This window comes from Bradyrhizobium sp. AZCC 2176 (assembly GCF_036924645.1).
Classification (GTDB): domain Bacteria; phylum Pseudomonadota; class Alphaproteobacteria; order Rhizobiales; family Xanthobacteraceae; genus Bradyrhizobium.
Genome location: NZ_JAZHRX010000001.1, coordinates 1,069,006 through 1,092,426 on the forward strand (window position 1 = coordinate 1,069,006; position 23,421 = coordinate 1,092,426).

At 64.1% G+C, this 23,421-nt stretch carries 25 protein-coding genes; 12 read left to right on the forward strand and 13 right to left on the reverse strand.

Features of this window, described 5'->3' with window-relative positions:
- Positions 1-36 precede the first annotated feature (36 nt).
- Together V1288_RS04685 and V1288_RS04690 are read right to left on the reverse strand one after the other, a co-directional pair.
- Positions 37-198, reverse strand: a complete 162-nt coding sequence (locus tag V1288_RS04685; RefSeq protein ID WP_334355963.1) for a hypothetical protein — start codon at positions 196-198, stop codon at positions 37-39.
- The gene (locus tag V1288_RS04690; protein WP_334355964.1) at positions 195-422 is read right to left on the reverse strand and encodes a TfoX/Sxy family protein; all 228 of its coding nucleotides are present in this window, start codon (positions 420-422) and stop codon (positions 195-197) included. Before V1288_RS04690 ends, V1288_RS04685 begins: the two co-directional genes overlap by 4 nt.
- Before the next feature lie 168 nt (positions 423-590).
- Between V1288_RS04690 and V1288_RS04695 the strand changes: the two genes are divergently transcribed.
- From V1288_RS04695 to V1288_RS04705, 3 genes are all read left to right on the forward strand, one after another.
- Positions 591-974: a nuclear transport factor 2 family protein gene (locus V1288_RS04695; protein WP_334355965.1), complete on the forward strand. Its 384-nt coding sequence runs from the start codon at positions 591-593 to the stop codon at positions 972-974.
- Between the two features lie 38 nt (positions 975-1,012).
- The gene (locus V1288_RS04700; protein ID WP_334355966.1) at positions 1,013-1,513 is read left to right on the forward strand and encodes an L-2-amino-thiazoline-4-carboxylic acid hydrolase; all 501 of its coding nucleotides are present in this window, start codon (positions 1,013-1,015) and stop codon (positions 1,511-1,513) included.
- A 105-nt stretch (positions 1,514-1,618) separates the two neighbouring features.
- On the forward strand, positions 1,619-2,470 hold the full coding sequence (locus V1288_RS04705; RefSeq protein ID WP_334355967.1) for a phytanoyl-CoA dioxygenase family protein: 852 nt from the start codon (positions 1,619-1,621) through the stop codon (positions 2,468-2,470).
- A 33-nt stretch (positions 2,471-2,503) separates the two neighbouring features.
- On the opposite strand, the gene V1288_RS04710 is transcribed toward V1288_RS04705, so the two are convergent.
- Both V1288_RS04710 and V1288_RS04715 read right to left on the reverse strand, forming a co-directional pair.
- Positions 2,504-4,168 (reverse strand): flavin-containing monooxygenase, encoded by a 1,665-nt coding sequence (locus V1288_RS04710; protein ID WP_334355968.1) that lies wholly within the window; start codon positions 4,166-4,168, stop codon positions 2,504-2,506.
- Between the two features lie 167 nt (positions 4,169-4,335).
- Positions 4,336-5,067, reverse strand: coding sequence for a gamma-glutamylcyclotransferase (locus V1288_RS04715; RefSeq protein WP_334355969.1), 732 nt, complete (start codon positions 5,065-5,067; stop codon positions 4,336-4,338).
- Positions 5,068-5,258: 191 nt separating this feature from the next.
- Here V1288_RS04715 and V1288_RS04720 point away from each other — a divergent pair, with 191 nt between their 5' ends.
- The gene (locus tag V1288_RS04720) at positions 5,259-6,851 is read left to right on the forward strand and encodes a gamma-glutamyltransferase (RefSeq protein ID WP_334361192.1); all 1,593 of its coding nucleotides are present in this window, start codon (positions 5,259-5,261) and stop codon (positions 6,849-6,851) included.
- Between the two features lie 102 nt (positions 6,852-6,953).
- Here V1288_RS04720 and V1288_RS04725 read toward each other — a convergent pair whose 3' ends face one another.
- The 5 genes from V1288_RS04725 to V1288_RS04745 form a co-directional block, all read right to left on the reverse strand.
- Positions 6,954-8,243, reverse strand: a complete 1,290-nt coding sequence (locus tag V1288_RS04725; protein ID WP_334355970.1) for a DUF1236 domain-containing protein — start codon at positions 8,241-8,243, stop codon at positions 6,954-6,956.
- A 100-nt stretch (positions 8,244-8,343) separates the two neighbouring features.
- Positions 8,344-9,636, reverse strand: coding sequence for an NAD(P)/FAD-dependent oxidoreductase (locus tag V1288_RS04730; protein ID WP_334355971.1), 1,293 nt, complete (start codon positions 9,634-9,636; stop codon positions 8,344-8,346).
- A gap of 16 nt (positions 9,637-9,652) precedes the next feature.
- A complete protein-coding gene (locus V1288_RS04735) occupies positions 9,653-10,384 on the reverse strand; it encodes an amino acid ABC transporter ATP-binding protein (RefSeq protein WP_334355972.1) in 732 nt (243 codons plus the stop codon).
- On the reverse strand, positions 10,381-11,034 hold the full coding sequence (locus V1288_RS04740; RefSeq protein WP_334355973.1) for an amino acid ABC transporter permease: 654 nt from the start codon (positions 11,032-11,034) through the stop codon (positions 10,381-10,383). The genes V1288_RS04735 and V1288_RS04740 overlap by 4 nt, the downstream gene beginning before the upstream one ends.
- Positions 11,034-11,804 (reverse strand): ABC transporter substrate-binding protein, encoded by a 771-nt coding sequence (locus tag V1288_RS04745; RefSeq protein ID WP_334355974.1) that lies wholly within the window; start codon positions 11,802-11,804, stop codon positions 11,034-11,036. The genes V1288_RS04740 and V1288_RS04745 overlap by 1 nt, the downstream gene beginning before the upstream one ends.
- A gap of 213 nt (positions 11,805-12,017) precedes the next feature.
- Between V1288_RS04745 and V1288_RS04750 the strand changes: the two genes are divergently transcribed.
- The 3 genes from V1288_RS04750 (at position 12,018) to V1288_RS04760 (ending at position 15,477) form a co-directional block, all read left to right on the forward strand.
- The gene (locus tag V1288_RS04750) at positions 12,018-12,641 is read left to right on the forward strand and encodes a cupin domain-containing protein (protein ID WP_334355975.1); all 624 of its coding nucleotides are present in this window, start codon (positions 12,018-12,020) and stop codon (positions 12,639-12,641) included.
- A complete protein-coding gene (locus tag V1288_RS04755; RefSeq protein ID WP_334355976.1) occupies positions 12,638-14,959 on the forward strand; it encodes a molybdopterin-dependent oxidoreductase in 2,322 nt (773 codons plus the stop codon). The genes V1288_RS04750 and V1288_RS04755 overlap by 4 nt, the downstream gene beginning before the upstream one ends.
- 236 nt (positions 14,960-15,195) lie before the next feature.
- Complete coding sequence (locus V1288_RS04760; RefSeq protein ID WP_334355977.1) at positions 15,196-15,477, forward strand: hypothetical protein; 282 nt, start codon at positions 15,196-15,198, stop codon at positions 15,475-15,477.
- A gap of 53 nt (positions 15,478-15,530) precedes the next feature.
- Here the strand turns inward: V1288_RS04760 and V1288_RS04765 are convergent, their stop codons facing one another.
- Both V1288_RS04765 and V1288_RS04770 read right to left on the reverse strand, forming a co-directional pair.
- The gene (locus V1288_RS04765) at positions 15,531-16,796 is read right to left on the reverse strand and encodes a D-amino acid dehydrogenase (RefSeq protein ID WP_334355978.1); all 1,266 of its coding nucleotides are present in this window, start codon (positions 16,794-16,796) and stop codon (positions 15,531-15,533) included.
- 64 nt (positions 16,797-16,860) lie between these two features.
- Positions 16,861-18,189, reverse strand: coding sequence for an aspartate aminotransferase family protein (locus V1288_RS04770; protein ID WP_334355979.1), 1,329 nt, complete (start codon positions 18,187-18,189; stop codon positions 16,861-16,863).
- A gap of 152 nt (positions 18,190-18,341) precedes the next feature.
- On the opposite strand from V1288_RS04770, the gene V1288_RS04775 reads away from it, so the two are divergent.
- Entirely contained in the window at positions 18,342-18,890 is a 549-nt protein-coding gene (locus V1288_RS04775; protein ID WP_334355980.1) for a cupin domain-containing protein, read from the forward strand.
- Between the two features lie 87 nt (positions 18,891-18,977).
- Here V1288_RS04775 and V1288_RS04780 read toward each other — a convergent pair whose 3' ends face one another.
- Entirely contained in the window at positions 18,978-19,589 is a 612-nt protein-coding gene (locus tag V1288_RS04780) for a TetR/AcrR family transcriptional regulator (RefSeq protein ID WP_334355981.1), read from the reverse strand.
- A gap of 106 nt (positions 19,590-19,695) precedes the next feature.
- On the opposite strand from V1288_RS04780, the gene V1288_RS04785 reads away from it, so the two are divergent.
- The 3 genes from V1288_RS04785 (at position 19,696) to V1288_RS04795 (ending at position 21,802) form a co-directional block, all read left to right on the forward strand.
- Complete coding sequence (locus tag V1288_RS04785) at positions 19,696-20,184, forward strand: tautomerase family protein (protein ID WP_334355982.1); 489 nt, start codon at positions 19,696-19,698, stop codon at positions 20,182-20,184.
- 45 nt (positions 20,185-20,229) lie between these two features.
- Entirely contained in the window at positions 20,230-21,009 is a 780-nt protein-coding gene (locus V1288_RS04790; RefSeq protein WP_334355983.1) for a crotonase/enoyl-CoA hydratase family protein, read from the forward strand.
- A gap of 100 nt (positions 21,010-21,109) precedes the next feature.
- Positions 21,110-21,802: a 2-keto-4-pentenoate hydratase gene (locus V1288_RS04795; protein ID WP_334355984.1), complete on the forward strand. Its 693-nt coding sequence runs from the start codon at positions 21,110-21,112 to the stop codon at positions 21,800-21,802.
- Between the two features lie 95 nt (positions 21,803-21,897).
- On the opposite strand, the gene V1288_RS04800 is transcribed toward V1288_RS04795, so the two are convergent.
- Complete coding sequence (locus V1288_RS04800; protein WP_334355985.1) at positions 21,898-22,788, reverse strand: LysR family transcriptional regulator; 891 nt, start codon at positions 22,786-22,788, stop codon at positions 21,898-21,900.
- Positions 22,789-22,910: 122 nt separating this feature from the next.
- On the opposite strand from V1288_RS04800, the gene V1288_RS04805 reads away from it, so the two are divergent.
- A complete protein-coding gene (locus V1288_RS04805; RefSeq protein WP_334355986.1) occupies positions 22,911-23,342 on the forward strand; it encodes a cupin domain-containing protein in 432 nt (143 codons plus the stop codon).
- Positions 23,343-23,421: the final 79 nt, after the last annotated feature.

Genomic DNA, 23,421 nt, shown 5'->3' on the forward strand with positions numbered 1-23,421 from the left:
TGGCCGCGCGACTTCATTTGCGCGCCCTCTGAAGGCTCACGGGCGCTTGCGTTGCCTTGACGCTTTGTGCTGCTTTGGCGCCGGCCTCTTCGCTGCAACCCGGTGTGCCGCCGCCAGTGCGGCGCGCGCCCATGCGATGAACTCGTCGGGCTCGTCGAACAGCCGTTCCGGCACGCGCCAGAATGCGAGGTCTATCATCTGGCCCTTCTTCGCGTAATTAGCGGCGGGAACGCCTCGGCTTCCCTGAACGTCTCCCGGTTCTCATCATCCACCCGGAAATACAGCGTGTTTTCCGTCACCACCCCAAGCATCACCCCGTCGCAGAACACGCCGGTCTTGCCGAACATGCCCCGCATGGTGACACGGCCGAGCGGGGCGAGTTGCTCGCGCAGAAATTCGGCATAGGTTTCGCTCGCAACCATTTTCAATCCGCGTTTTGCAAGGGACCCGACAGATCGTCTTGCAATAGATTTTCTACGTCAACCACTCAATGAATTTCGCTTATTGTCGCGGTGACGCCTGCAATATCCTGGCTCTTCGCCAGATTGATCGAGACTCCCAATAAACGAAACATCGAAAATTCAGATCTCATGACCAGTACAGACGACACAAAAGCCATCGAAAGCGTGATCCAGTCCTACCTCGACGGTCTCCACGAGGGCGACGCCAGCAAGATCGCCAGCGCCTTTCATCCGACCAGCGCGCTGACCAGCGTCTCCGAGGCGGGCGAACTGACGATCACGCCGCGTGACGTCTGGCTGGACAATGTCCGGAACAGGCCGTCGCCGAAGCAACGGGACCTGTCGCGCCATGACCAGGTGCTGTCGATCGACCTCGTCGGTCCGACGATGGCCTACGTCAAGCTCAAATGCGCGATCCCGCCGCGCTTCTTCACCGACCAGCTCTCGCTGTTGAAGATCGACGGCCGCTGGCAGATCGCCCAAAAGGTCTTCATGACCGAGTTGCGGGAATAGTCCGCCAGAGGCGCGTCGCGACATGGAAGGAACAGCCGATGAACGTACTCGACGATTATATGGTCGATCCCCGCCTGTCGCTTTTGGACAAGACGCGGATCCAGGCCCAGGTGCTGGTGCCGGTGCTGCGGGCGTTGCGCGCGGAACTGGGTAAGGAAAAGGCCGACGCGATCGTCAAGCAAGCCTTGCGCGATTGGTCGAAGCAATTGTTCGCCGCCATAGGCGACCGCGTCGAGGGCAGCGCGCGGCGCAAATGGGCAGCCATGCAGACCGCGCTGATCGAAATCACCGAACGCGAGGTGACGGTGGAGATGCACCGGCACGACAAGGAAGCGCTGGAATTCGACGTCACGCACTGCCGTTTCGCAGAATTCTTTCGCGCGCTCGGCGAGCCCGAGCTCGGCGCGCTATTGGTCTGCGCCACCGATTTCGATATCGTCGCGGCCGGCGGCAGCGAGGTAGGCCTCACGCGGGACCAGACCCTGATGCAGGGCGCGCCGAGCTGCACGTTCCGCTACAGATTTGCGCCGCGATCATGAATGCCGGTGCGCTCTGCGCCGCAGAAATCCCGTGAAAAACGTCTGCGGTTGCGTATGATACCCCCAAGAAGCCCGGCTTGACCGGCCTCGCAAGGGAGAGCGCCGATGGCAACGGCAGCGGAGCAAGCGTTACCCTGGCTCAACGGGCGATCATTCGCCTCCTTGAGGGAAGAGTTCGACCGCAGCGGTTACCTGATCTTCGAACGCGTTCTGGCGCCCGATCGCGTCGCTGCAATTCGCGCGGCGCTGGCGCCGCATCTGGCGCGCGATCTGCTCGGCCGCAACGATTTTGAAGGCACCAAAACCAACCGGGTGTATGCGCTGCTGGCGAAATCTCCTGTTTTCGCGGAGCTCGCGATTCATCCGCTCGCCATGGCCTTTGTCGAAGCCGAACTCGGCGAGAGCTGCCTGCTGTCGGCCATGCTCGCGATCAACCTGCATCCCGGCGAGACGGTGCAGCCGTGGCACTTCGACGACAGCGGCGCCAGGATCCCGCGGCCCCGTCCTGCCCTTGGCATCAGCACGTTCTGGGCGATCGACGACACGACCGAGCAAAACGGCGCTACCGAAATCATTCCGGGAAGCCACCTGTGGGACGGGCAGTATATCGAGGGCGCGGTGCAGCCCGCGCACTTCACCAACGAAGCCGGTCACGAAGAGGGCGACAGGCCGGATGCCGTCAAGCTGATCATGCCGTCGGGATCGCTGGCCATCACCAAGGGAACGCTGTGGCACCGCGGCGGCGCCAACCGGTCAGACCGGCCGCGCCTGATCGTCACGCCGCAATATTGCGTCGGCTGGGTGCGGCAACTCGAGAACATGGCGCTCGCTGTCCCCGCCGGCCTCGCGAGCCAATTGCCGGAGCGCGCACGCGAGCTGATCGGCTATTCGATCCATCCGCCGTTCATGGGATATGTCGACGGCGTTCATCCCAGGCGCCTGCTGCGGACGCAGTGACGGATGCAACGCGTCGCCACCTCACCGCACGCCTTACTCCGCGGCGCTCGCGGATCTCGCCGAACCCCGCGCGTCCGCATCGAACACGATGCCCTCATACCCCTTCTGCGCGACCTCGGTGATGACAGCGACATATTTCGGGGTGCCGCCATTATAAACGAGGTATCGCGTCTTGCCGTATTCATGGCCGGGGACGTTGGAGTTGTAGCCGGTGAACCATGACCTGGCTTTGCGCATCAGCATGATGGCGTACATCTTCGTCACATGCGCGGTCCAGCGCGCCTGCGCTTCAGCCGTCGGCTCCGCCCGCGTGTAGCCGCGGCGCCAGATGTGCTCGAGCAGGCCCATGCACCAGCCGACGCCGTTCTCGATGCCGCGCGGAAAATTCGTCGAGGCCGAGCCGCTCTGCGGCCCGGTCGGCATCAACAGGTTCGGAAAGCCGTGGGCCATCATGCCGAGAAAGGTCGCGGGTCCGTCGCGCCACTGGTCGGCCAGCTTCACCCCGCCGACGCCGGTGATGTCGATTGCATCAAATGAGCCGGTGATGGCATCGAAGCCGGTGGAATAGACCAGGACATCGAGCTCGTAGTCGCGCGCGCTGGTGCGCAGGCCGGTCTCGGTCACCCGCTCGATCGGGGTCTCGCTGATGTCGACGAGATGCACATTGTCGCGGTTATAGGCCTCGAAGTAATTGGTTTCCAGCGGCACCCGCTGCACGCCAAAGCCGTGATCCTTCGGGATCAGCTTCTCCGCCGTCACCGGGTCCTTGACGCGACGGCGGATGCGGCCGGCGATGTAGGCGGAGAATTCGGCGTTGGCCGCCTCGTCGGTAAAGATCTCGCGGAAATTGCTCAGCCAGATACCGAAGCCGGGCTCGTCATAGAGCTTGTCCCATAGCGCGATGCGCTCCTCGGCCGTGACCTCGTAAAAGCCGCGCCGGTCCGGCTCATGCTCGAAGCCGCCGGGCGTGCGCCTGCAGGCGGCAAAGATGTCGTCGTAGCGCGCGCGGATGTCGGCCATCTCCGCTTCGGAGATCGGGCTGTTGTTGAGCGGTGCGCTCCAGTTCGGACGGCGCTGAAACACCGTGAGTTCGCCGACCTTGTCGGCGATCTCGCCGATCACCTGAATTGCGGTGGCGCCGGTGCCGATGATGCCGACCTTCTTGCCGGCCAGCTCGACCGGTTCATGCGGCCAATGAAACGTGTGGAACGATCGGCCCTTGAACGTCTCCATGCCTTGCAGCCGCGGCAGCGTCGGTATTGCCAGCAACCCGACCGCCAGAATCACGAACCGGCAGCTCAGCTCGCCTCCATCGTCGAGCCTGAGCCTCCACAGATGATCGGCCTCATCGAAAGCCGCCGCCGCCACCTTGCGGTTGAACCGCATGTATTTGCGAAGATCGAACTTGTCGGCGACGTAGTTGAGGTAGCGGAGGTTCTCCGGCTGCGCCGAGAACCGCTCCTTCCAATGCCACTCGTTGAGTAACTCCCTTGAGAAGGAATAGCCGTAGGTGTAGCTCTCGGAATCAAACCGTGCACCCGGGTAGCGATTCCAGTACCAGGTGCCGCCGAGATCGGGGGCAGCATCCAGCACAAGGGCATCCACCCCGAGATCAGCCAGCCGCTTGATCTGGTAAATACCCGAGACACCAGCGCCAACGACGACGACCTCGTAATGCGACTTGATGTCCCCGGCCATGCGCGGCTTCCTCGTTGTTGTTTCTTGGACGATTGGCGCAGTCGGGTCGGACTATACCCAATAATTCGCACCATGCACTTGCGTCAGGATGCCGGGTTGCGCTGCGAAAATGGGTTGTCAAACATTGTTTGAAAGCGGAGCATGTCGTCGCCCCCCGCCTGTCTACATCACATGCCCGGCGCGGCGCCGATCTTGCTGTGGAGCTGTGCGACATAAGGATCCTCGATCCCCAGCGCGTCGAGTTGCATCGCCAGTTGCACGAGGTATTCCCTGTTGGTGCCGAGGATACCCTTCCCGCTCGCGATCAGGCGTGCAGTCTCCGCAAACGGCAGTTCACCGACATAGCTCGGGTGCGAAGGGTTCGAAACGAAGGCAAGCGCCTCGATCGGCCCCTGCGGTGTGCGCATCGGCACCACCGCCGGCGCATAGCCGCCGCGCAGCATCTCGCGGCGCCACAGGATCGCGGTCTCTGTATGGACGGAGGAGGCGGCGATACGGAACGCCAGTCCGCGGCAACATCCTTGCTGTGGCTCCAGCGAAAGCATCAGCGCCGGATAGTCCTGCGATCCCCGGCCGAGGTTGATCTTCAGCGTGAAGCGGCGCTGATAGCCCTCGACGTCGGCGAGCCGGACTTCGGCGAAATGAAATCCAGGGTCCCACATCAGCGAGCCGTAGCAGTAGATCCACAGATCGCGGCCCGCCTTGTGATCGCCGAGCACCGCAAGCCGCGACGCCTCGATCACCTCATCCGACAGCCGCCAGCCTGCGGGCCATCCCGCGGCCCGCGCACGCTGCTCCCACATCGAGAACATCTCGGGCGTCAGGCGCAGCAGCGATTTTTCGGGATGCGTCACCCGGGTTCGAAGCTCGGGCAAATGAATGAATGCGTCCGCGGTCAAGCCGGCATGCCCCTTTTGGTGATGCGACAATCCTCCGCAGTGTGCCATTGTCGCCTGCCTGACGCCAACCGTGAAGACCGACGAATGTGCTCGCCTTGCATGTTATTCTGTCATGGCTCCCCCAAGATTTTTAGGGTGTAATGAAGCTCACGCCCCCGCCGCAACTTTCTCCCGATATCAAAGGCCATCCGATGCGCGACTTGTTCTCCAACACGCAAGCGATCCGCAAACCCGCAATCAGTTCCAAGGGCGGCATCGTTGCGGCACAATCCAGCAAGGCAGCGCAAGTCGGCGCCGAGGTGCTGGCTGCGGGCGGCGACTGCGTCGACGCTGTGATCGCGACCACCTTTGCGCTGGGCGTGCTGGAGCCCTGGATGAGCGGGCTCGGCGGCGGCGGGGCGATGGTGCTCTACCGGGCGCGCGAGGACCGCTATGAAGTGATCGACTACGGCATGCGCGCGCCGGCAAGCCTCAACCCTGCGGATTATCCGCTGACGGGCGGTGGCGCGGCGTCGGATATTTTTCCATGGCCGCGCGTCGAGGGCGACCGCAATCTTCATGGCCCCGGCTCGATCGCCGTGCCCGGCGTGGTGGCCGGCATGGAGGAAGCACATCGCCGCCACGCCAAACTGCCGTGGCAGGAATTGCTGGCGCCGAGCGTCAAGCTCGCCGGTCAAGGCCTTGCGGTCGACTGGTGGACCACGCTGATGATTTCGAGCGTGGCTGCGGATCTGCGGCGTTATCCCGCGAGCGCCGCGGCCTATCTCGTGGATGGCCTGCCGCCGAATCCGCAATGGGGCATCAAGGCGGATGTCCGCATGCCGCAGGACCGGCTCAAGGCCACGATGGCGCAGCTCGCCAGCGCCGGCCCGCGCGACTTCTACGATGGCGATCTGGCGAACAGCCTCGCCGCCGACATCCAGGCCGCCGGCGGCGCGCTGTCGGTTGCGGACCTCAAGCCGTTCCGCGCGCATCTGCGCGAGCCGTTGGCCATTCCCTATCGCGGCGGCAAAGTGTTCGCAACGCCCGAGCTCACCGCTGGACCGACGCTGTCGCGCACGCTCGGTCTCTTGCAGAAGGATCTCAACCCCGCGCGCGGCGCACCGGATGCGGTAGCCTATGTCGCTTACGCCTCGGCACTGCAGGCGGCCTATCGCGAGCGGCTAAAGGACATGGGCGATGAAGACGGCAGGCGATCGCTCGGCGCCGAAGCGCTGGCACCGGCCTGCACCACGCATTTCTCGGCAGTCGACCGCGACGGCAACATGGCCGCGGTGACGCAGACGCTGCTGTCGACCTTCGGCTCCAAATTCGTATCCAGCCAGACCGGCATCACCATGAACAACGGCATCATGTGGTTCGACCCGGCGCCGGGCGCGCCGAACTCGCTGGCGCCAGGCAAGCGCTGCCTGACCAATTACACGCCGGTGCTGGCGCAGGCCAGCGACGGCCGCCGCGCCGCCATTGGCGCGTCCGGCGGGCGGCGCATCCTGCCGGCGGTGAGCCAGCTTCTGTCCTTTGTGATGGATTACGGCATGGACCTCGATGCGGTGATCCACCAGCCCCGCATCGACGCCAGCGAGGGCGCCATCGTGATCGGCGACGTGCGTCTGCCGCAGGCCGCGCGCGAAGCACTTGGCGCGCGCTTCGACTATGAAGAAGCGCGCATCCAGACCCTGCCGATGAAATTCGCCTGCCCCAGCATCGTGCTGCGCGACGGCGACACCAACAGCGGCGCAACCGAGGTGTTCCAGCCGTGGAGCGAAGCAGTCGCGGAAGGGTGAAGGCCGCAACACATCGTGCCAACACAAGGAAAGTGCGGCAGTAGTACCGCACTTTCTCTTGCTCAGCGACGATCAAGCATACTACGGCGCCGGTTCACTTCCTTATTTGGCCGGCGGCTCGATCGTCACCATGCAATCGGCGCCGCTCTGGCCGGACACCACGATCTGTCCGTCCTGCGCACCCATCGAGATCGGCGCGGTCGTCGCTCCACCGGGGACACGGACCGTGACGCTGATGGCTTCCTGCTGTGCCGCCGAGCCGACGGTCTGCGGCGTGAGTTCGGTGACATTGCCAGCGGTGTCGCGCCGCATGATGCGGCACGGCGAGGCGCCACCAGCGGCGGCCGTCGAGCTGGTGTATCCGGCTGTACCGCTCGTGCTGCCAGTGTCGCCCGCACCGCCGGCGGCACGAATGCGGGAGGCATCACGCGGGATCTGGCTGACGATGCGCTTGGTGCGAGGCTCGACGATGACGATGTCGTCATCGGTCGAGAAGTACTCGTAGTCGCGGTACTCGGGTTCGATCGAGACGATTTCCGGCGGCAGCCGATGGAACCGCACCCTCGGCGGGACCGGTTCGCCGATCCGGATCGCGATGTTGAGGTTGCGCTCCGGCGGCGCCAGACGCTCGCGCGTCAGGGTCTGGGAAATCCGTACCTGCTTTTCGGTCGAGATGTTGGACTGCTGGCTGGTCTGCGTCTGGCCGGTCTGGCTCTGGCTGGTCGAACCAGCAGGAGCCGTCTGCGCACTGGCGGGAGGCTGCGTGCGCGTTGTGTCCGTCGCGGTAGATGGCCGGCCCGCATCCTTATCCTGCTCCGCAGCACCCTTCGAGCCATCGCGCCGATCGCGGCCGGATTCCTTCTGCGTCGCCGGCGTTCCCTCGCGCTGCTTCTGAGCGGCCGAGGTTCCACCCTTCGACTTTTCCTGTTCGGCGCTGGATTTGCTGCGCGCTTTATCGCGATCCATCTCGGCGCTGCCTTTGCTGTCCTTGGCGTCCTTGCCTTCACGGGCTGTTTGTGCGTCGCGGCCGCCCTGACGGGAATCCTGCGCGCGCTCACGGGATTTTGCATCCTCGCCGCGCCCGCGCTTGTCATCGCTTGCGGTCGACGGACGCTCGCCTGATGGCGCGGCCTTGCCCTTTTCCTCGCTCTGTCGGGAACCGGCTCCCCTGTCTTCGCGGCCAGCCGCCCCTTGGGTCTTTTGTTCCGCGCCCGGCGCGCGTCCCTGCGTGCGCTCGGCGCCGCGCTCTTGCGATGCAGCACCCTTGCCGGCCTCGCTCGGCCGCATCTGCTTCTGCTCTTCGCCTCTTCCGCCAGGCGCCTGACCGAACGAAACGGCCGGGGCCAGCATCAGGCAGATGATTCCAGTCGATAACAACAGTTGCTTGCGCATGTTGACCTCCCACACAAAGGCGTTACGCAAGCGAACGCTCGCCGCCGGTGGAGGTTCCTCACGCCACAAACCGTGACGGCCTATTTCGGCAACGAAGTAACTAGATCCCCACCCTGTCCCGCACCCGCCCTGCCACGACCGCGGCGGTGACGCCGAGCGGCCAGAACGCATGCAGCGCCATCGGCTTGATGCCGGTAATCGGCATGTCGATCTCAGCGCTTCTCCCGCCGATCAGCCGACGTGCCAATTGCCGCCCCATCGCAGTCGAGAGCGCGACGCCGCGGCCGTTGCAGCCGAGCGAGATCAGAAGATTGTCCGTGGGCTCATGCACATGCGGATAATGATCGGGTGTGATCGCGAGCCGGCTGTTCCAGCCGTGCGTCCAGGCCGCGCCCTTCACACCCGGCCACAGCCGTTCTGCATAGCGGATGAGATAGGCGACGTCGGCAGGCTTGCTGATCCAGCGCATCGGCCCGCGGCCGCCCATCAGCAGGCGATTATGCGCTTCGATGCGGTAATAGACCGTGATGTGGCCGCTCTCGTACAGCACGGAACGCGTCGGCATGATCGCGCGCGCAACCTCGTCGGACAGCGGCGCGGTGGCGGCGATCGACGAAAACACCGGCACGATGGTGCGGCGCAGGCCCGGCCACAAATCATCGGTGAAGCCATTGGTCGCCAGCAGCACCTTTTCGGCGCGAACGATTCCGCGCGGCGTCTCGATGCGCCAGCCAGCACCTTCACGCGACAAGGACAGCGCGGGCGTCTCGCCATAAACCGCGGCCCCCGCCGTGATCGCCGCGCGCGCCAGCCCGCGCGCGTAGCTCAGCGGATGCAAGTCTCCGCCGCGGTTATCCAGCATCGCGCAGAGATAGCGGTCGGTGCCGGTCATCTCCCGCATCTGCTCGCGATTCAATAGCGTCACAGGCATGCCGCGGCGGATGCATTGCTTCGCCGTTGTCTTGATCGCAGCCGCGCTTGCTTCATTGTAGGCCGCGCGCAGGGTGCCGTTCTGCCGTGCCTCGCAGGGAATCTGGTGACGGCGGATCAGATCGAACGTGTAGTTGGTGGTGCCATAGGAAAACGCGATCATGCGACCGCCAAGGTCGGCGCCGAAATCGGCCTCGATCTGATCGGGATCATGCTTGAGTCCCGGATTGACCTGCCCGCCGTTGTTGCCCGATGCGCCCCAGCCCGGCTGTTGCGCCTCCAGTACGATTGCTTTCACGCCCTGTTCGGCCAGATGCAGCGCGGTCGACAGCCCGGTAAAACCGCCGCCGACGATCGCGACCGAAACGTTTTTATCCGCATCGAGCGGTGGCACCGGCATCGGCGCCACCGCCGTATCAGCATAGAGGCTTGGAGGCAGCGGCAACGAGACAGGCGATTTCATGGACAGCGACCGGAGTTTAGAGCGGATGCAGCACGCGGCGCAAAAAGTCCTGCGTGCGCGCATGCTGCGGCTGGTTGAGAACGGATTTCGCCGGCCCCTGCTCGACGATCACGCCGCCATCGATGAACAGCACACGATCGGCGACGTCCTTGGCAAATCCCATCTCGTGGGTAACGACGACCATGGTCATGCCGTCATCGGCGAGTTTTCGCATCACGCCCAGCACGTCGCCGACCAGTTCGGGATCGAGTGCCGAGGTCGGCTCGTCAAACAAAATCGCCTTCGGCTGCATGGCGAGCGCACGTGCGATCGCCACGCGCTGCTGCTGGCCGCCGGAAAGCTGCGGCGGATGGACATCGGCTTTTTCGGCCAGCCCAACCCGCGCCAGCAGCGCGCGGCCGCGCTCCAGCGCCTCGGCGCGGGGCTCCTTCTTCACATAGACCGGGCCCTCGATGACGTTCTCGAGCGCAGTCCGGTGCGGGAACAGGTTGAAGCGCTGGAACACCATCGAGACCTGCGTTCGGATCGAAACGATCGAGGGCGTGTTGCGGTCGACCTTTGCTCCTTCGACAAGGATGTCGCCACTGTCATAGCCTTCCAGCCCGTTGATGCAGCGCAGGATGGTGGACTTGCCCGAGCCCGAGGGGCCGATGATACAGACCACCTCGCCCTTCTCGACCGACGCCGTAATGCCCTTGAGCACCTCGACCTTGCCAAAACTCTTGTGAACGTTGGACAGCTCGATCATTTCTGGCCCGCCCGCTTTTCGAAGTGACGGACCAGCAGGATGAGCGGAATGCTCATGGTGAGATACATCAGCGCGACAAGCGTGAACACGCTGGTGTTCTTGAAGGTCGACGACGCGATCAACTTGCCCTGCAGGGCGAGTTCGGCGACCGTGATGGTCGAGGCCTGGGAAGAATCCTTCAGCATCATGATCATGACGTTGCCATAGGGCGGCAGCACGATTTTTACCGCCTGCGGCAACACCACGCGGCGCATGGTCGGCCACCAGCCCATGCCGATCGCCTGCGCCGCCTCGATCTGCCCCTTGTCAATTGCTTCGATGCCGGCGCGGAAGTTCTCGGCCTGGTAGGCCGAATAAGCGATGCCGAGACCGAGAATCGCCGCCTGCAACGCCGTCAGTGTCAGGCCGAATTCGGGCATCACGAAGTAGAGATAGAACAGCAGCACGATGATCGGGATGCCGCGGATCACGTTGATCAGCCCGGCGCTGAACCCCGTGAGGACGCCGATGCCGGAGACGCGCATCAGAGCCCAGATCAGGCCGAGCACCGTCGACAGCAGGAGCGAACCGATCGTGACGACGATCGTGAGCGCCACGCCGCTCATCAGGATCGGCAGGAACTCGACAGTATCGCGCCAGAAGGCCTGCATCAGGTCCCCTGCGCCTTCAGGCCCCATTTATCGAGGATCTTTTCTACCGTCCCGTTCGCCTTCAGCTTCGCCAGCGAGGCGTTGATCTTGGCGAGCAGCTCGGTGTCACCCTTGCGCACGCCGATGCCGACCGCGCCGATGGTCGCGGGCTTGTAGCTCTCGACGATGCGGGCCTCCGGGAAGCCGCCCTGCTTCAGGTTATAGGCGAGGATCGGATAGTCGGCGAAGCCGGCCTTCAATCGTCCAGCGTTCACATCGCGCAGAATATCCGGAATCGTGTCGTAGGCCTTCACCTCGCTGAACAGGCCCGATTTCTTCAGCGCATCGACAAACGCCGTTCCAACCTGCGCGCCGACCACCTCGCCCTTCAGATCATCCTGCCTGGTGTAGGTCTTGGTATCGCCCTTCGGCACCAGCAGTCCCTCGCCATAGCTGTAGAACGGCTCGGAGAAATCGATCACTTCCTTGCGCGCCGCCGTGACGAACATCGCCGCCGAGATGATGTCGATCTTGTTCGACGTGAGCGAAGCAATCAGCGTCGAGAACTGCATCGGCTCGATCTGGACCTGGAAGCCGGCGTCCTTGCCGATCTCGGTGATGAGATCGACCATGATGCCCTGAATGCTGTTGGTCTTGGTATCGAGAAAGGTGAAGGGCACGCCGGTCGGCGTCGAGCCCACTTTCAGCACTTTTTGCGCGAATGCCGGCATCGCGGCGGTGAGAATTACAGCCGCCGCTACCGCAGCCTGAAAGAGACGCTTCAGAGCCATCGCACCACCTCCTGAATCGAACACCGCTACCCGCGTTAGACCAAAGAGTTGCGGGAAACGCCGTTCCGGCATATTTTCACCATTATGAAATTGTGGTCACACTTCCCGGCGCATTGCAAGCAATTTTCATGCACATGAAGGAAGCGGTCTGACGTGAGCGGTGGCAGGAGAATAAGGAAGCTGGCGCCCAAAGCCAAAGCAAGGGCCGCGGGAATGGCGGCGCGCAGGCCAAAGGCGAAGGCTGCCAGAAGGCCGGCCGAGCCGGCGATGGATCTGGCGGTCGGCCGGCGCATTCGCGACCTGCGCCGTGAACACAAATTGTCGCTGGAGACGATTGCTGATCGCACCGATCTGTCGATCGGTTTCCTCAGCCAGATCGAGCGCGGCCTATCGTCGCCTTCGCTTCGCGTGCTCGCCACGCTGGCAGACGTGCTCGGCGTCGGCATCGCAGCGCTGTTCGGCTCGCGGCCGAGCGATGATGCCGCTTCCGGCGGCGTGGTAACACGCCAGTTGCAGCGCGCCGAACTGAAGCTGTGGCGCACCGGCATATCCAAACAATTGCTGAGCCCGGCCGGAACGGAACACCGCCTCAACCTGTTTCTCGTGCACCTGGAACCGGGCGGCAACACCGGCGACGAGCTCTACACCCATGACGGCGAAGAGGCCGGCCTGGTGCTGGAGGGCGAGATGACGCTCACGGTGGACGCCGAAACCTGGTCGCTCAAGACAGGCGACAGTTTTCGCTTCGCCAGCCGCCGCCCCCACCGCTTTTCAAATCCGGCGGAAGATGCGAAAGCGGTGGTGCTGTGGGTGAATTGCGTGACGCAAGCGTCATGAATGATAGTCTGGAACACGGAATGGATCAGGCCCGAGACGATTGGAGCCCGCACAGCGCACATTGGGGCGCGTTCTCCGCGCGATGGAACGGCGCGACGCTGGATATCAGGCCTTACGAAGAAGATCCTGCGCCCTCCTCGATCTTGCAGAACTTCACCACGGCGATGCGTCACAAGGCCCGTATCCTGCGGCCGATGGTGCGCAAGAAATGGCTGGACCGAAGCACACGCAGCGAGCGCACGTTCGACCAAAAATTCGTCGCGTGCCGCTGGGACGAAGTTTTCGATTTGCTTGCGAATGAATTATCGCGGATCCGAGCCGAACATGGCGCCGCCGCGGTGTTCGGCGGCTCCTATGGCTGGTCCAGCGCCGGACGTTTCCACCATGCGCAAAGCCAGGTTCATCGCTTCCTGAACGCAGCCTTCGGCGGCTATGTGCGTTCGGTGAACAGCTACAGCGCCGGCGCCTCGGCCGTGATCCTGCCGCATGTCCTCGGGGCTTACGAAGACATCTCGCGCCGAAACGTGACGTGGGATCAGGTCGCCGAACATACCGATACAGTGCTGGCCTTCGGCGGCATGGCGCTGAAGAATTCGGACGTCGCCAGCGGCGGCATCAGCCGCCACATCGAGCGCGACGCAATGGCGAAAGCTGCGCGCCGCGGTGCCATCTTCTACGGCATCTCGCCGTTGCGCGACGATATGCCGGAAGAGGCCGGCGCCCGGTGGCTGCCGATCAAGGTCGGCACCGACGTCGCGCTGATGCTGGCGTTCGCGCACACACTGCTCGTCGAAAACCTGTGGGACCGCGACTTTGTCGCGCGCTACTGCACCGGCTTCGAGATCTTCGAGCGCTATTTGCGCGGCCGCGACGACGCTACGCCAAAGGACGCGGCATGGGCGGCCGAGGTTACCGGCGTTCCCGCTGCCACGATCGTCGATATCGCCCACCGATTGCCGCGCGGGCGCACCCTGATCACGGTCTCGCATTCGCTGCAGCGGGCCCAGTATGGCGAGCAGCCGGTGTGGATGGGCGCAGTGCTCGCGGCCATGCTTGGCCAGATCGGCCTGCCCGGCGGCGGATACAATTATGCGCTTGGTGCGCTCGGCCACACCGGCCGCCGGTTCAACGCGGTTCCGATTCCGACGCTGCCACAAGGCAAGAACAGCGTCAGCGATTTCATCCCGGTCGCACGCGTCGCCGACATGCTGCTCCATCCGGGCGAGAGGTTCGAATACAACGGCCGCTCGATGCAATATCCTGACATCAAGCTGGTCTATTGGGCGGGCGGCAACCCTTTCCACCATCACCAGGACATCAACCGGCTGCGGCGGGCCTTCAATGTCCCGCAAACCATCGTCGTGCACGAGAGCGCCTGGACGCCGATGGCGAAATTTGCCGACATCGTGCTGCCGGCGACCATGACGCTGGAGCGCGACGACATCGGCGCCGCGGCCACCGATCAGAGGCTGATCGCGATGCGCAGGGCCGTGGATCCCGTCGGCGAAGCGCGCGACGATTTCGATATCTTTGCTGCGCTGTCGCGGCGGCTGGGCGTCGAACAGACCTTCACCGAAGGACGCGACGCCAGGCAATGGCTGGCACACCTTTACGAGCCGACGCGGCGGGCGCTGGCCGACGCCGGCTGCGATGCGCCTGACTTCGAAGAGTTCTGGCAGCGCGGCGGACTGGCGCTGCCGTCAGCCCCCGATGACGGCGGCTTCCTGCGCGCCTTCCGCAACGACCCCGTTGGCAACAAGCTGCCGACGCCAAGCGGCGAGATCGAGATCTATTCGAAGACCATCGCAGGCTTCGGCTACGACGATTGCTTGGCCCACCCGGCCTGGCTACCCTCGACCGAACCGCCAGGTTCGCGTCACCCGCTGACGCTGATCGCCAACCAGCCGGCGACGAGGTTGCACAGCCAATTGGATTTCGGCGCCTACAGCCAGTCCAAGAAAATTTCCGGCCGCGAAGCCGTCCGTCTCAACCCCGCTGATGCGGCGCGTCGCGGCATCGCCGATGGCGATATCGTCCGTCTGTTCAACGATCGGGGCGCGTGCCTGGCCGCCGCCGCGGTTACAGATGACGTCATGCCCGGCGTGGTGCAATTGTCCACCGGTGCCTGGTACGATCCCGCGCCCGGCGCAGCGGAACAACCGCTCTGCGTCCATGGCAATCCGAACGTGCTCACCCGCGACATCGGCACATCGCGGCTGGCGCAAGGCTGCTGCGGCCAGGTGACGGTGGTTGAGTGCGAGAAGTATTCGGGCCCGGTGCCTCCGATCCGCGCCTTTGATCCTCCCGATCAGGATTGATGCAGGCAGTGACAACACTCCGCACATCGGCTGCCCGCCTACCGGGGAACATCGTGAAAGAATTTAGACATACCCGAATGAAATCGAACATCCGAACTTAGGACTGTCGATTCAGACGCCGTCAATCCCTGCGGCCTAGGCTTCCCGGAGCCGTATGGTTGCATCAGGAGCCGAGCATGCCGAACCGAGGGAAGCACGGGAAAGCACGAGCCGCCGCCGAGGACCGAGAAGATATCATGAGCTCGGCCGCCTTAAGCGCGATGAGCGCAGGCGCCGTCAATGCCATGGCGGCCGTAGGCGCCGCCGTCATCAAGCTGCACAAAGAGACGATGGACAAAAAGCCGGAATGGTTCTGGCACCTGTTTTCGAAGTGCGAGGCCAAGGCCGCACGTATCGCGGCGCAGGCCGCGGACATCCCTCGCTCCAATGGCGACGCCACATTCATTGAGATCTACGCCAGGACCTTGCCGGCGCTGGTGAACAAAGCTCTGAGCGCTCGCGAGCGGGCGCTGCACTGAGCGTGAGGGGCAGCCTTCGCAAATTCGAAAGATGGGTACGCCCAGAGTGCCTCTCACCCAAACCGGTGATCGTAGCGGCTCACCGCGAGTTCGCTCACGTCGATGTCCGGCTTCCGTCCCGACATCAGATCCGCCAATACCCTCCCCGAGCCGCAGGCCATGGTCCAGCCGAGCGTGCCGTGGCCGGTGTTGAGATGCAAATTGCCGTAGCGCGTGGCGCCGATCACCGGCGGTCCGTCCGGCGTCATCGGACGCAGGCCGCACCAGAAGCTGGCTTTGCTCAGGTCGCCGCCGCGCGGAAACATGTCGGTCAGCGAATGATCGAGCGTCGCGCGCCGAGCCGCGTCGAGCGTATCGGAATAGCCCGAGATTTCCGCGGTGCCGCCGACGCGGATACGATCGCCAAGCCGGGTGATCGCGACCTTGTAGCTCTCGTCCATCACGGTCGATACCGGCGCGCCATCCGCGTCGATGACCGGCACCGTGATTGAATAACCTTTTACGGGATAGACCGGAACGGAAATGCCGATCGGTTTCAGCAGCCGCGTCGACCAGCTCCCGAGCGCTGCGACATAGGCATCGGCCTGCAACAGCCCAGCGCTGGTGACGACGCCGGTGATCTTGCCGCCGTCCGCGACCAGCCGCTCGATTGTCGTATTGAACTTGAACTGCACGCCGAGCTTTGCGGCTTCCTTGGCGAGCGCCTGCGTAAACATGTGGCAATCGCCGGTCTCGTCCTGCGGCAGCCGCAGCCCGCCGACGAACCTGTCCTTCACGCCGGCCAGCGCGGGCTCCGCACCGATGCAGCCATTGCGATCGAGCACCTCGAAAGGCACGCCATATTGTTTGAGCACCGCTATATCGTCGCCGGTCGAGTCGAGCTGCTTCTGCTTGCGGAAGAGCTGCAGCGTGCCGCGGCTGCGCTCGTCATATTTGATCCCCGTTTCGGCGCGCAGCGCGCGCAAGCTATCGCGGCTGTATTCGGCGATCGGAATCATCCGGCTCTTGTTGATGGCGTAGCGCTCCGCCGTGCAGTTGCGCAGCATCTTCAGGCCCCAGATCCACATAACGGGATCGAGTTTGGGCCAGATCACCAGCGGCCCGTGCCGCATCAACAGCCACTTGATGGCCTTGACCGGCACGCCGGGGCCGGCCCAGGGCGAGGAATAGCCGGGCGAGACCTCGCCGGCATTGGCAAAGCTGGTTTCCTGCGCGGGCTCGGCCTGACGGTCGACGACCGTTACCTCGTGGCCGGAACGCGCCAGATAATGGGCTGTCGTAACGCCGATGACGCCACTGCCGAGTACGATGATTTCCACGATCCCTCACGCATCCGCCGCGGCGTCGCACGCCGCGGCCGCTCTATTTTCTTCAGAGCAAGGATCAGGCCACGCGCTTGATCGAGTCGCCCAGGATCGAAACCATGTCGTCGATATGGCTTTTCTCGACGATCAAGGGCGGCGACATCGCAAAGGAATCGCCGCTCATGCGGAAATAAAGCCCGCGATTGAAGCAATCCACCATCACGTCATAGCCGCGCGCGCCGACGCCGTCGCTGCGCGGCGACAGCTCGACCGCGCCCATCAGGCCGACATTGCGGATGTCGATCACGTTCGGCAGGCCTTTCAGCGAATGCAGCGCATCGCGCCAGTATTCGGCCAGTGACGCGCCGCGCGTCAGCAGCCCCTCGTCCTTGTAGATGTCGAGCGTCGCAAGGCCCGCCGCACAGGCGACCGGATGCGCGGAATAAGTGTAGCCGTGGAACAGCTCGATCGTCCCTTCCGGGCCGTTCATCAGCCCGTCGTGGATCTTGCGGCTCGCAAACACCGCGCCGCAGGGCACAGTGCCGTTGGTGATGCCCTTGGCCGTCGTCATCATATCAGGCGTGACGCCGAAATAATCCGCCGCGAACGGCGCGCCGAGGCGGCCGAAGCCGGTGATCACTTCGTCGAAGATCAGCAGGATGCCGTGCTTCTCGGAGATTTCGCGCAGCCGCTTCAGGTAGCCCTTGGGCGGCGGTAGCACCGCGGTCGAACCCGGCACCGGCTCGACGATGACGGCAGCGATGGTATCGGCGCCATGCAGCGCCACCATCCGCTCGAGATCGTCGGCCAGATCGGCGCCATGCTCGGGCTGATCCTTCGCAAAGGCATTGCGGGCGAGATCATGGGTGTGACGGATGTGATCAACGCCCGGCAGATGGGTCGCGAAGGCGCGGCGGTTGGCCACCATGCCGCCGACCGACATGCCGCCGAAACCGACGCCGTGATAGCCGCGCTCGCGGCCGATCAGGCGCGTCCGCGTCCCCTGTCCGATGGCGCGCTGATAGGCCAGCGCAATCTTCAGCGCGGTGTCGACCGACTCGGAGCCGGAATTGGTGAAGAAGATGCGGTCGAGCCCCTTGGGCGCGATCTCGGCGAGCCGCTCAGCGAAATCGAACGCCAGCGGATGACCCATGTTGAACGACGGCGCGAAGTCGAGGTTCATCAACTGCCGCTCGACGGCAGTTGCGATCTGGCGGCGGCCATGGCCGGCATTGACGCACCACAGGCCGGCGGAGCCGTCGATCACCTTGCGGCCATCGACAGTGGTGTAGTGCATGCCCTCGGCCGAAGCGAACAGCCGCGGCGCTTTCTTGAACTGCCGGTTGGCCGTGAACGGCATCCAGAACGAATCGGTTTGCAGGGTGTTCGGCTTCTGATGAAGGGTCACGGGTAGCTCCTGTGCTGGCAGCTCAAGATACCAGCGGGCCACGCTCGGGAAGCCACAACAAGTCCTTTTCTTCGCTCCTGCAACCCATTGATTTTGTTGGGTCGGCTGGGGCATATTTGTTCGATCCGAAACACTTGCAACAGGGATTTTCGATGAGCGTCGATATCGGTGGGCGACTCCGCTTCGTTCGCGCCCGTCACAAGCTGTCGCAGCGCGAACTGGCGAAACGCTCCGGGGTAACCAATTCGACGATCTCGCTGATCGAATCGAACCAGATGAACCCGTCCGTCGGCGCGCTCAAGCGTATCCTCGACGGGCTGCCGATGGGGCTCGCCGAATTCTTCGCCATCGAACCGGAGCGGCCGCGCAAGGCGTTCTACCGGTCCGACGAACTGACCGAGATCGGCAAGCAGCCGATCTCGTATCGCCAGGTCGGCGACACCATGTTCGGCCGAAGCCTGCAGATCCTGAAAGAACGCTACGAGCCCGGCAGCGACACCGGCCGGGTGCCGCTGACCCATGACGGCGAGGAAGGCGGCATCGTGGTAAGCGGCCGGCTGGAAGTGACGGTCGACGACGAGCGCCGTATTCTCGACCCCGGCGACGCCTACTATTTCGAAAGCCGCCGCCCGCACCGGTTTCGCTGCGTCGGCGGCAAAGCCTGCGAAGTGATAAGTGCTTGCACACCGCCGACGTTTTGATGATCCAGCCGACAAAGCGACGGCATTTATTCCGTCATGGCGGGGGTGAGGCTATGACGCCGCGCGACGTTGACCGCAGCCACCGATTCACTTCGCCAGCGCGCCCGAAAGCACCAGCTCCAGTTCCTGCCTGACATCGTCGAGCGGCTGGACGCTGCGCGCGGCCCGGCACATGGCGACCGTGCCTTCCAGCGACGCGATAACGAGTGCCGCAAGCCGCCGGGCGCGCGCGGCGGTAACGCCCTCGCGCCGCATCGCCGCGATCATGATTCCCTGCCAGTCGGCGAACACGCCTTCGGCCAGATCGAGCAGGCGCTGTTGCGCCGCTTCATCCCGTTCGCCGTCCTTCTCCGTCGCATCGTTGACATACTGCTCGACCGCGACCGCGAGCACCGGACATCCGGCCTGGAATTTTGATCGCTCCAGCGTCTGCCGCCACAGCGCGATGAAGGCACGGAGCCCGCTGATCGCGCCGTGTTCCTGCGTCAAGTGCCTGAGCGGTCCGCTGACTTGGTTGCCTGCAAAGACCAGCGCGTCCTCGATCAATTGCTGCTTGCCGCGCGGAAAATGATGGCCAATCGAGCCGCGCGGCGTCCCGGTATGGCGGACCACATCGCGCATGCTGGTGGCATTGACGCCACGCCGGCTCATCAGGTCGGCGGCGCCTGCCACCATTTTTGCACGGGTATTGGACGACATCGGAACTCCCCCTTGAGTCGCGCCATTGTAGAATATGACGCTTGACATAGCCAGTCGGAGCACACTATGCCAATTGTCATAACCGGCAACGGGGAGGCAACGATCGATGACGTTTATCCATGTGATGACGCCGCAGGGGCGGTTGACCTGCGATCAGCGTCGCCTGCTGGCGAAAACCCTGACCGACGCCGTGCTGGTGCCCGAAGTCGGCAAGCTCACGCCGGAGGCACGCCGCGGCTATCAGGTGCATTTTGCCGAGCGGCCGCTGGACATGATCGCGCACGGCGGCGAACTGCTGTCGGACAAGCCAAGCGACGTCATGGTGCTTGATGTGGTGGTGATGGACTGCTGCTGGACGCGCGAGGACCGCGCCACCGTCATCCGCAACATCCATGCTGCACTTGCCGACGCGTGCGGAATGAAGGCGCCGTCGCCGGGCTGGTGGATCAATTTCCGCATCATCGAGGAAGGCAGCTGGGGCTCACGCGGCGGCGTGCTGTCGTTCCTCGACCTGCTCGAACATGGCGCACCGCATTTTTCGCCGGAACGCGCCGCGGCGATCCGCACCGCGCTTGCGGTGAAGTACGAGCGATAATTGCGCACGATGGCATCCGATACATCCGGAGAGGAAACGAACATCATGAGCACCGAAGGAAAAATCCGCACCGAGACCAATGATCGCATTTTCAAGATCATCATCGACAATCCGGCGAAGAAGAACGCGTTCTCGCCAGCGATGATGGAGCAATTGTCGGACGCGCTGACCGAGCTGCACAACACCGACAGCCTTTGGGTTGGCGTCATCTGCGCCGAGGGCAAGGATTTCACCGCCGGCCTCGACATGCCAAAATTCTTCGGCCCAACCGCCGAGAAGCGGAACGTCAAAGAAGGCAATGTCGACGTATTCGGCCTGCAAAAGCGCTGCAGCAAGCCGATCGTCACCGCAGTCCAGGGCATCGTCTTCACCATCGGCATCGAGCTGATGCTGGCGGGCGATATCGTCGTTGCCGCCGATGACGCGCGCTTCTGCCAGATGGAATCCAGGCGCGGCATTGCGCCGTTCGGCGGCGCGCATTTCCGCTTCCTGTCGCGCACCGGCTGGGGCAACGCGATGTATCATCTGTTCCTGTGCGATGAATTCAGCGCATCGCGCGCCCGCGAGATCGGCCTGGTTCAGGAGGTGGTGCCGGCGGGGCAGCAGGTCGAGCGCGCGATGGCGCTCGCCGCGATCATTGCGCAAAATGCGCCGCTCGGCATTCAGGTGACCAAGGAGGCTGCCGCGAAATATGTCGAGCATGGAGAGGCGGCGGCCATCGCCTACATTCCAACCGTTCGCGAACGCGTGCTGAACAGCGCCGACGCGCGCGAGGGCATTCAGTCCTTCATCGAGCGGCGCGCCGCGGTCTTTCACGGACGGTAGGGCGAACGTGAGATCAATCTCCGGAAAGCAAGAAGAACTGGCAAGCCTGCTCACACACGCGCGACGCAACGCCAGCCAATTTTCCCCACCCGACGGCCTCGTGCCGGATACGGCCCTTGACGCCTATGCCGTCAACCAGATCGTGGCGGAACGGCTCGGCTGGGAGCCGCTGGGCTGGAAGATCGCCGGCACGACGGACGCCGTGCGCGGCAAGCTTCAGTTGGACGGACCGATCTACGGCAGGACCTTCCGTCGCTTTGCCTGCACCTCGCCCGCGCGTTTCACGGCGGCGGAATTGCTCGATCCGCTGATCGAATGCGAGTTCTTCGTCACGCTCGCGCGCGACCTGCCGCCGCGAGACGAATCCTGGACGCTTGCCGAGACGATCGACGCGATCGCCGAGGTTCACGCCGGGATCGAGGTGGCGGAGTGCCGCTATCCGAGAAAGGCCCTGCCGCCGCTGCCTGCCATTCTCGCCGACGGCAGCGCGTCAGGACGCTACGTCTTTGGCGACAGGATCGAGACTTGGCGCGAGGGACTTGCATCCATGCCGGTCCGGCTTGAGATCGATGGGGTCTTGCGGCGCGAGGGCGTGGGCGCCGACGTCATGGGCGATCCGCTGCGGCCGTTGTGGTGGCTGGCCGAACAGCGCCGCCAATGGGGCGACGGGCTTCGCGCCGGCGAGACGATCTCTACCGGCTCGATGACCGGCATGCTGCCGATCCGCGGCGGCCAGCACGTCCGGGCGCGGTTCGGCGAGATGGCAACGATCGAGATCACGATCGATCTCTGACGCGGCTTCTTACAGGACGGCACCTGAACCCAATCGTCAGGGCATGCGACTTGGGTCGGGCGAATCGATCCGGCAGGCGCGCACACCTTGAATCCTCATCCGGTCAAAATCGATTTCAGCGCATCGCGCTGCTCGATAATGTAATCGAAGAACGCAGCAATGCGCGGCACGCGGCGGATATCGGGATGCGTCAACAACCGCCAGCTTCGCGTCAGCTCCGGAACAGGCCCGAGCACGCGGACCAGATCCGGCTCCGCGTCGCCGAGCGCCGTCGGCAGCGGCCCTAACCCGGCGCCAGATTTTACCGCGGAGACCAGGCCGAGCACGCTGTTGTTGCGCACGGGCATTCTGGCCTCGGGTGCGACGTCCTTCAGCCACTTCGCGGCGCGGTGACCAGCCAGCGTCTCGTCGAAGCCTATGAGAAGATGTTGCGACAAGTCCTCGACACGGTCGGGCTTGCCGTGGCGCTCGATATAGTCACGGCTGGCATAGACCGCCCAGAGGGAATCCGCGATCTTGCGGCCGATCAGCTCATCGTCGGTATCGCCGGAGCGGAAGGCTATGTCCACCTCCCCCTTCGACAGGTCGAGATAGCGGTCGCTGGTGATGAATTCGACGCGCAGATGCGGATAGCGGGCGTGAAACCGCTCGATCAGGCCCGACTGCGTCATGCGGATGACGATCGGCTCCGGACACGTGACGCGGATCGCGCCCTTCATGTCCTGCTCGACATCGGTTGCCCTCCGCTGAAAATCCCCGACCGTGGCCTCGATGCGTTCAGCAAAAGGCAACAGCGCGGTGCCGTATTCGGTCAGGCGATAGCCGCTCGCCTGCCGGGTCACCAGCGCCTGCCCGAGCCGGCGCTCGAGCTCCTCGAGCCGGCGGTGCACGGTCGATTGGCTGGTGCCGAGCGCCTTGCCGGCGGCAATCGTGCTGCCATGGCGCGCAACGGCGAGGAAGTACTTCAAATCATTCCAGTCGAACATGCACCCACTATGCACTTCTGGAGCGGGCCCGCGCAATCTTGCGGCTCCCGCGGCGGCGCCGTGCCGCCTAGGCTTTTGGCGTCGAAACAGCGTCGCGACTAGCCAACACACGGAGCAACAAAATGCGCAGCAATCTCGTCCCGGGCATCGCCCTGCTTGCCGGCCTCGGTGCCGGCGATCTGGCATGGGCGCAACAGCATGGCGCCGCGGCGCCCGGTACCGCCAAGCCCAATCTGGTGCTGCAGCAGGTCGTCGAGGGATTGCCCAGGGACGACAAGCAGACCGTGCGGGTCATGACCGCAACGTTCAAGCCGGGCGACAAGACCGTCTACCACACCCACCGTTTTCCGGTGACGGTCTATGTGCTCGAAGGCACCTTCACCCTCGAGCTCGAAGGGCGCCCGCCGCTCACGGTCAAGGCCGGCGAAGCGATGGTCGAGCCGCCCAAGGTGCCGATGACCGGCTATAACCGCAGCACCACCGACATGACCAAGGTCGTCATTTTCTACGTCAGCGCCAACGACACGCCGTTCCTCGACATGATGTCGCACTAGAGGAGAATCGCGCCGGGTCAGGTTGGCTCGCCGAGCCGACATCGGGCTCGCTCGGCGGCCACCATGTTCGCGCGCGTCT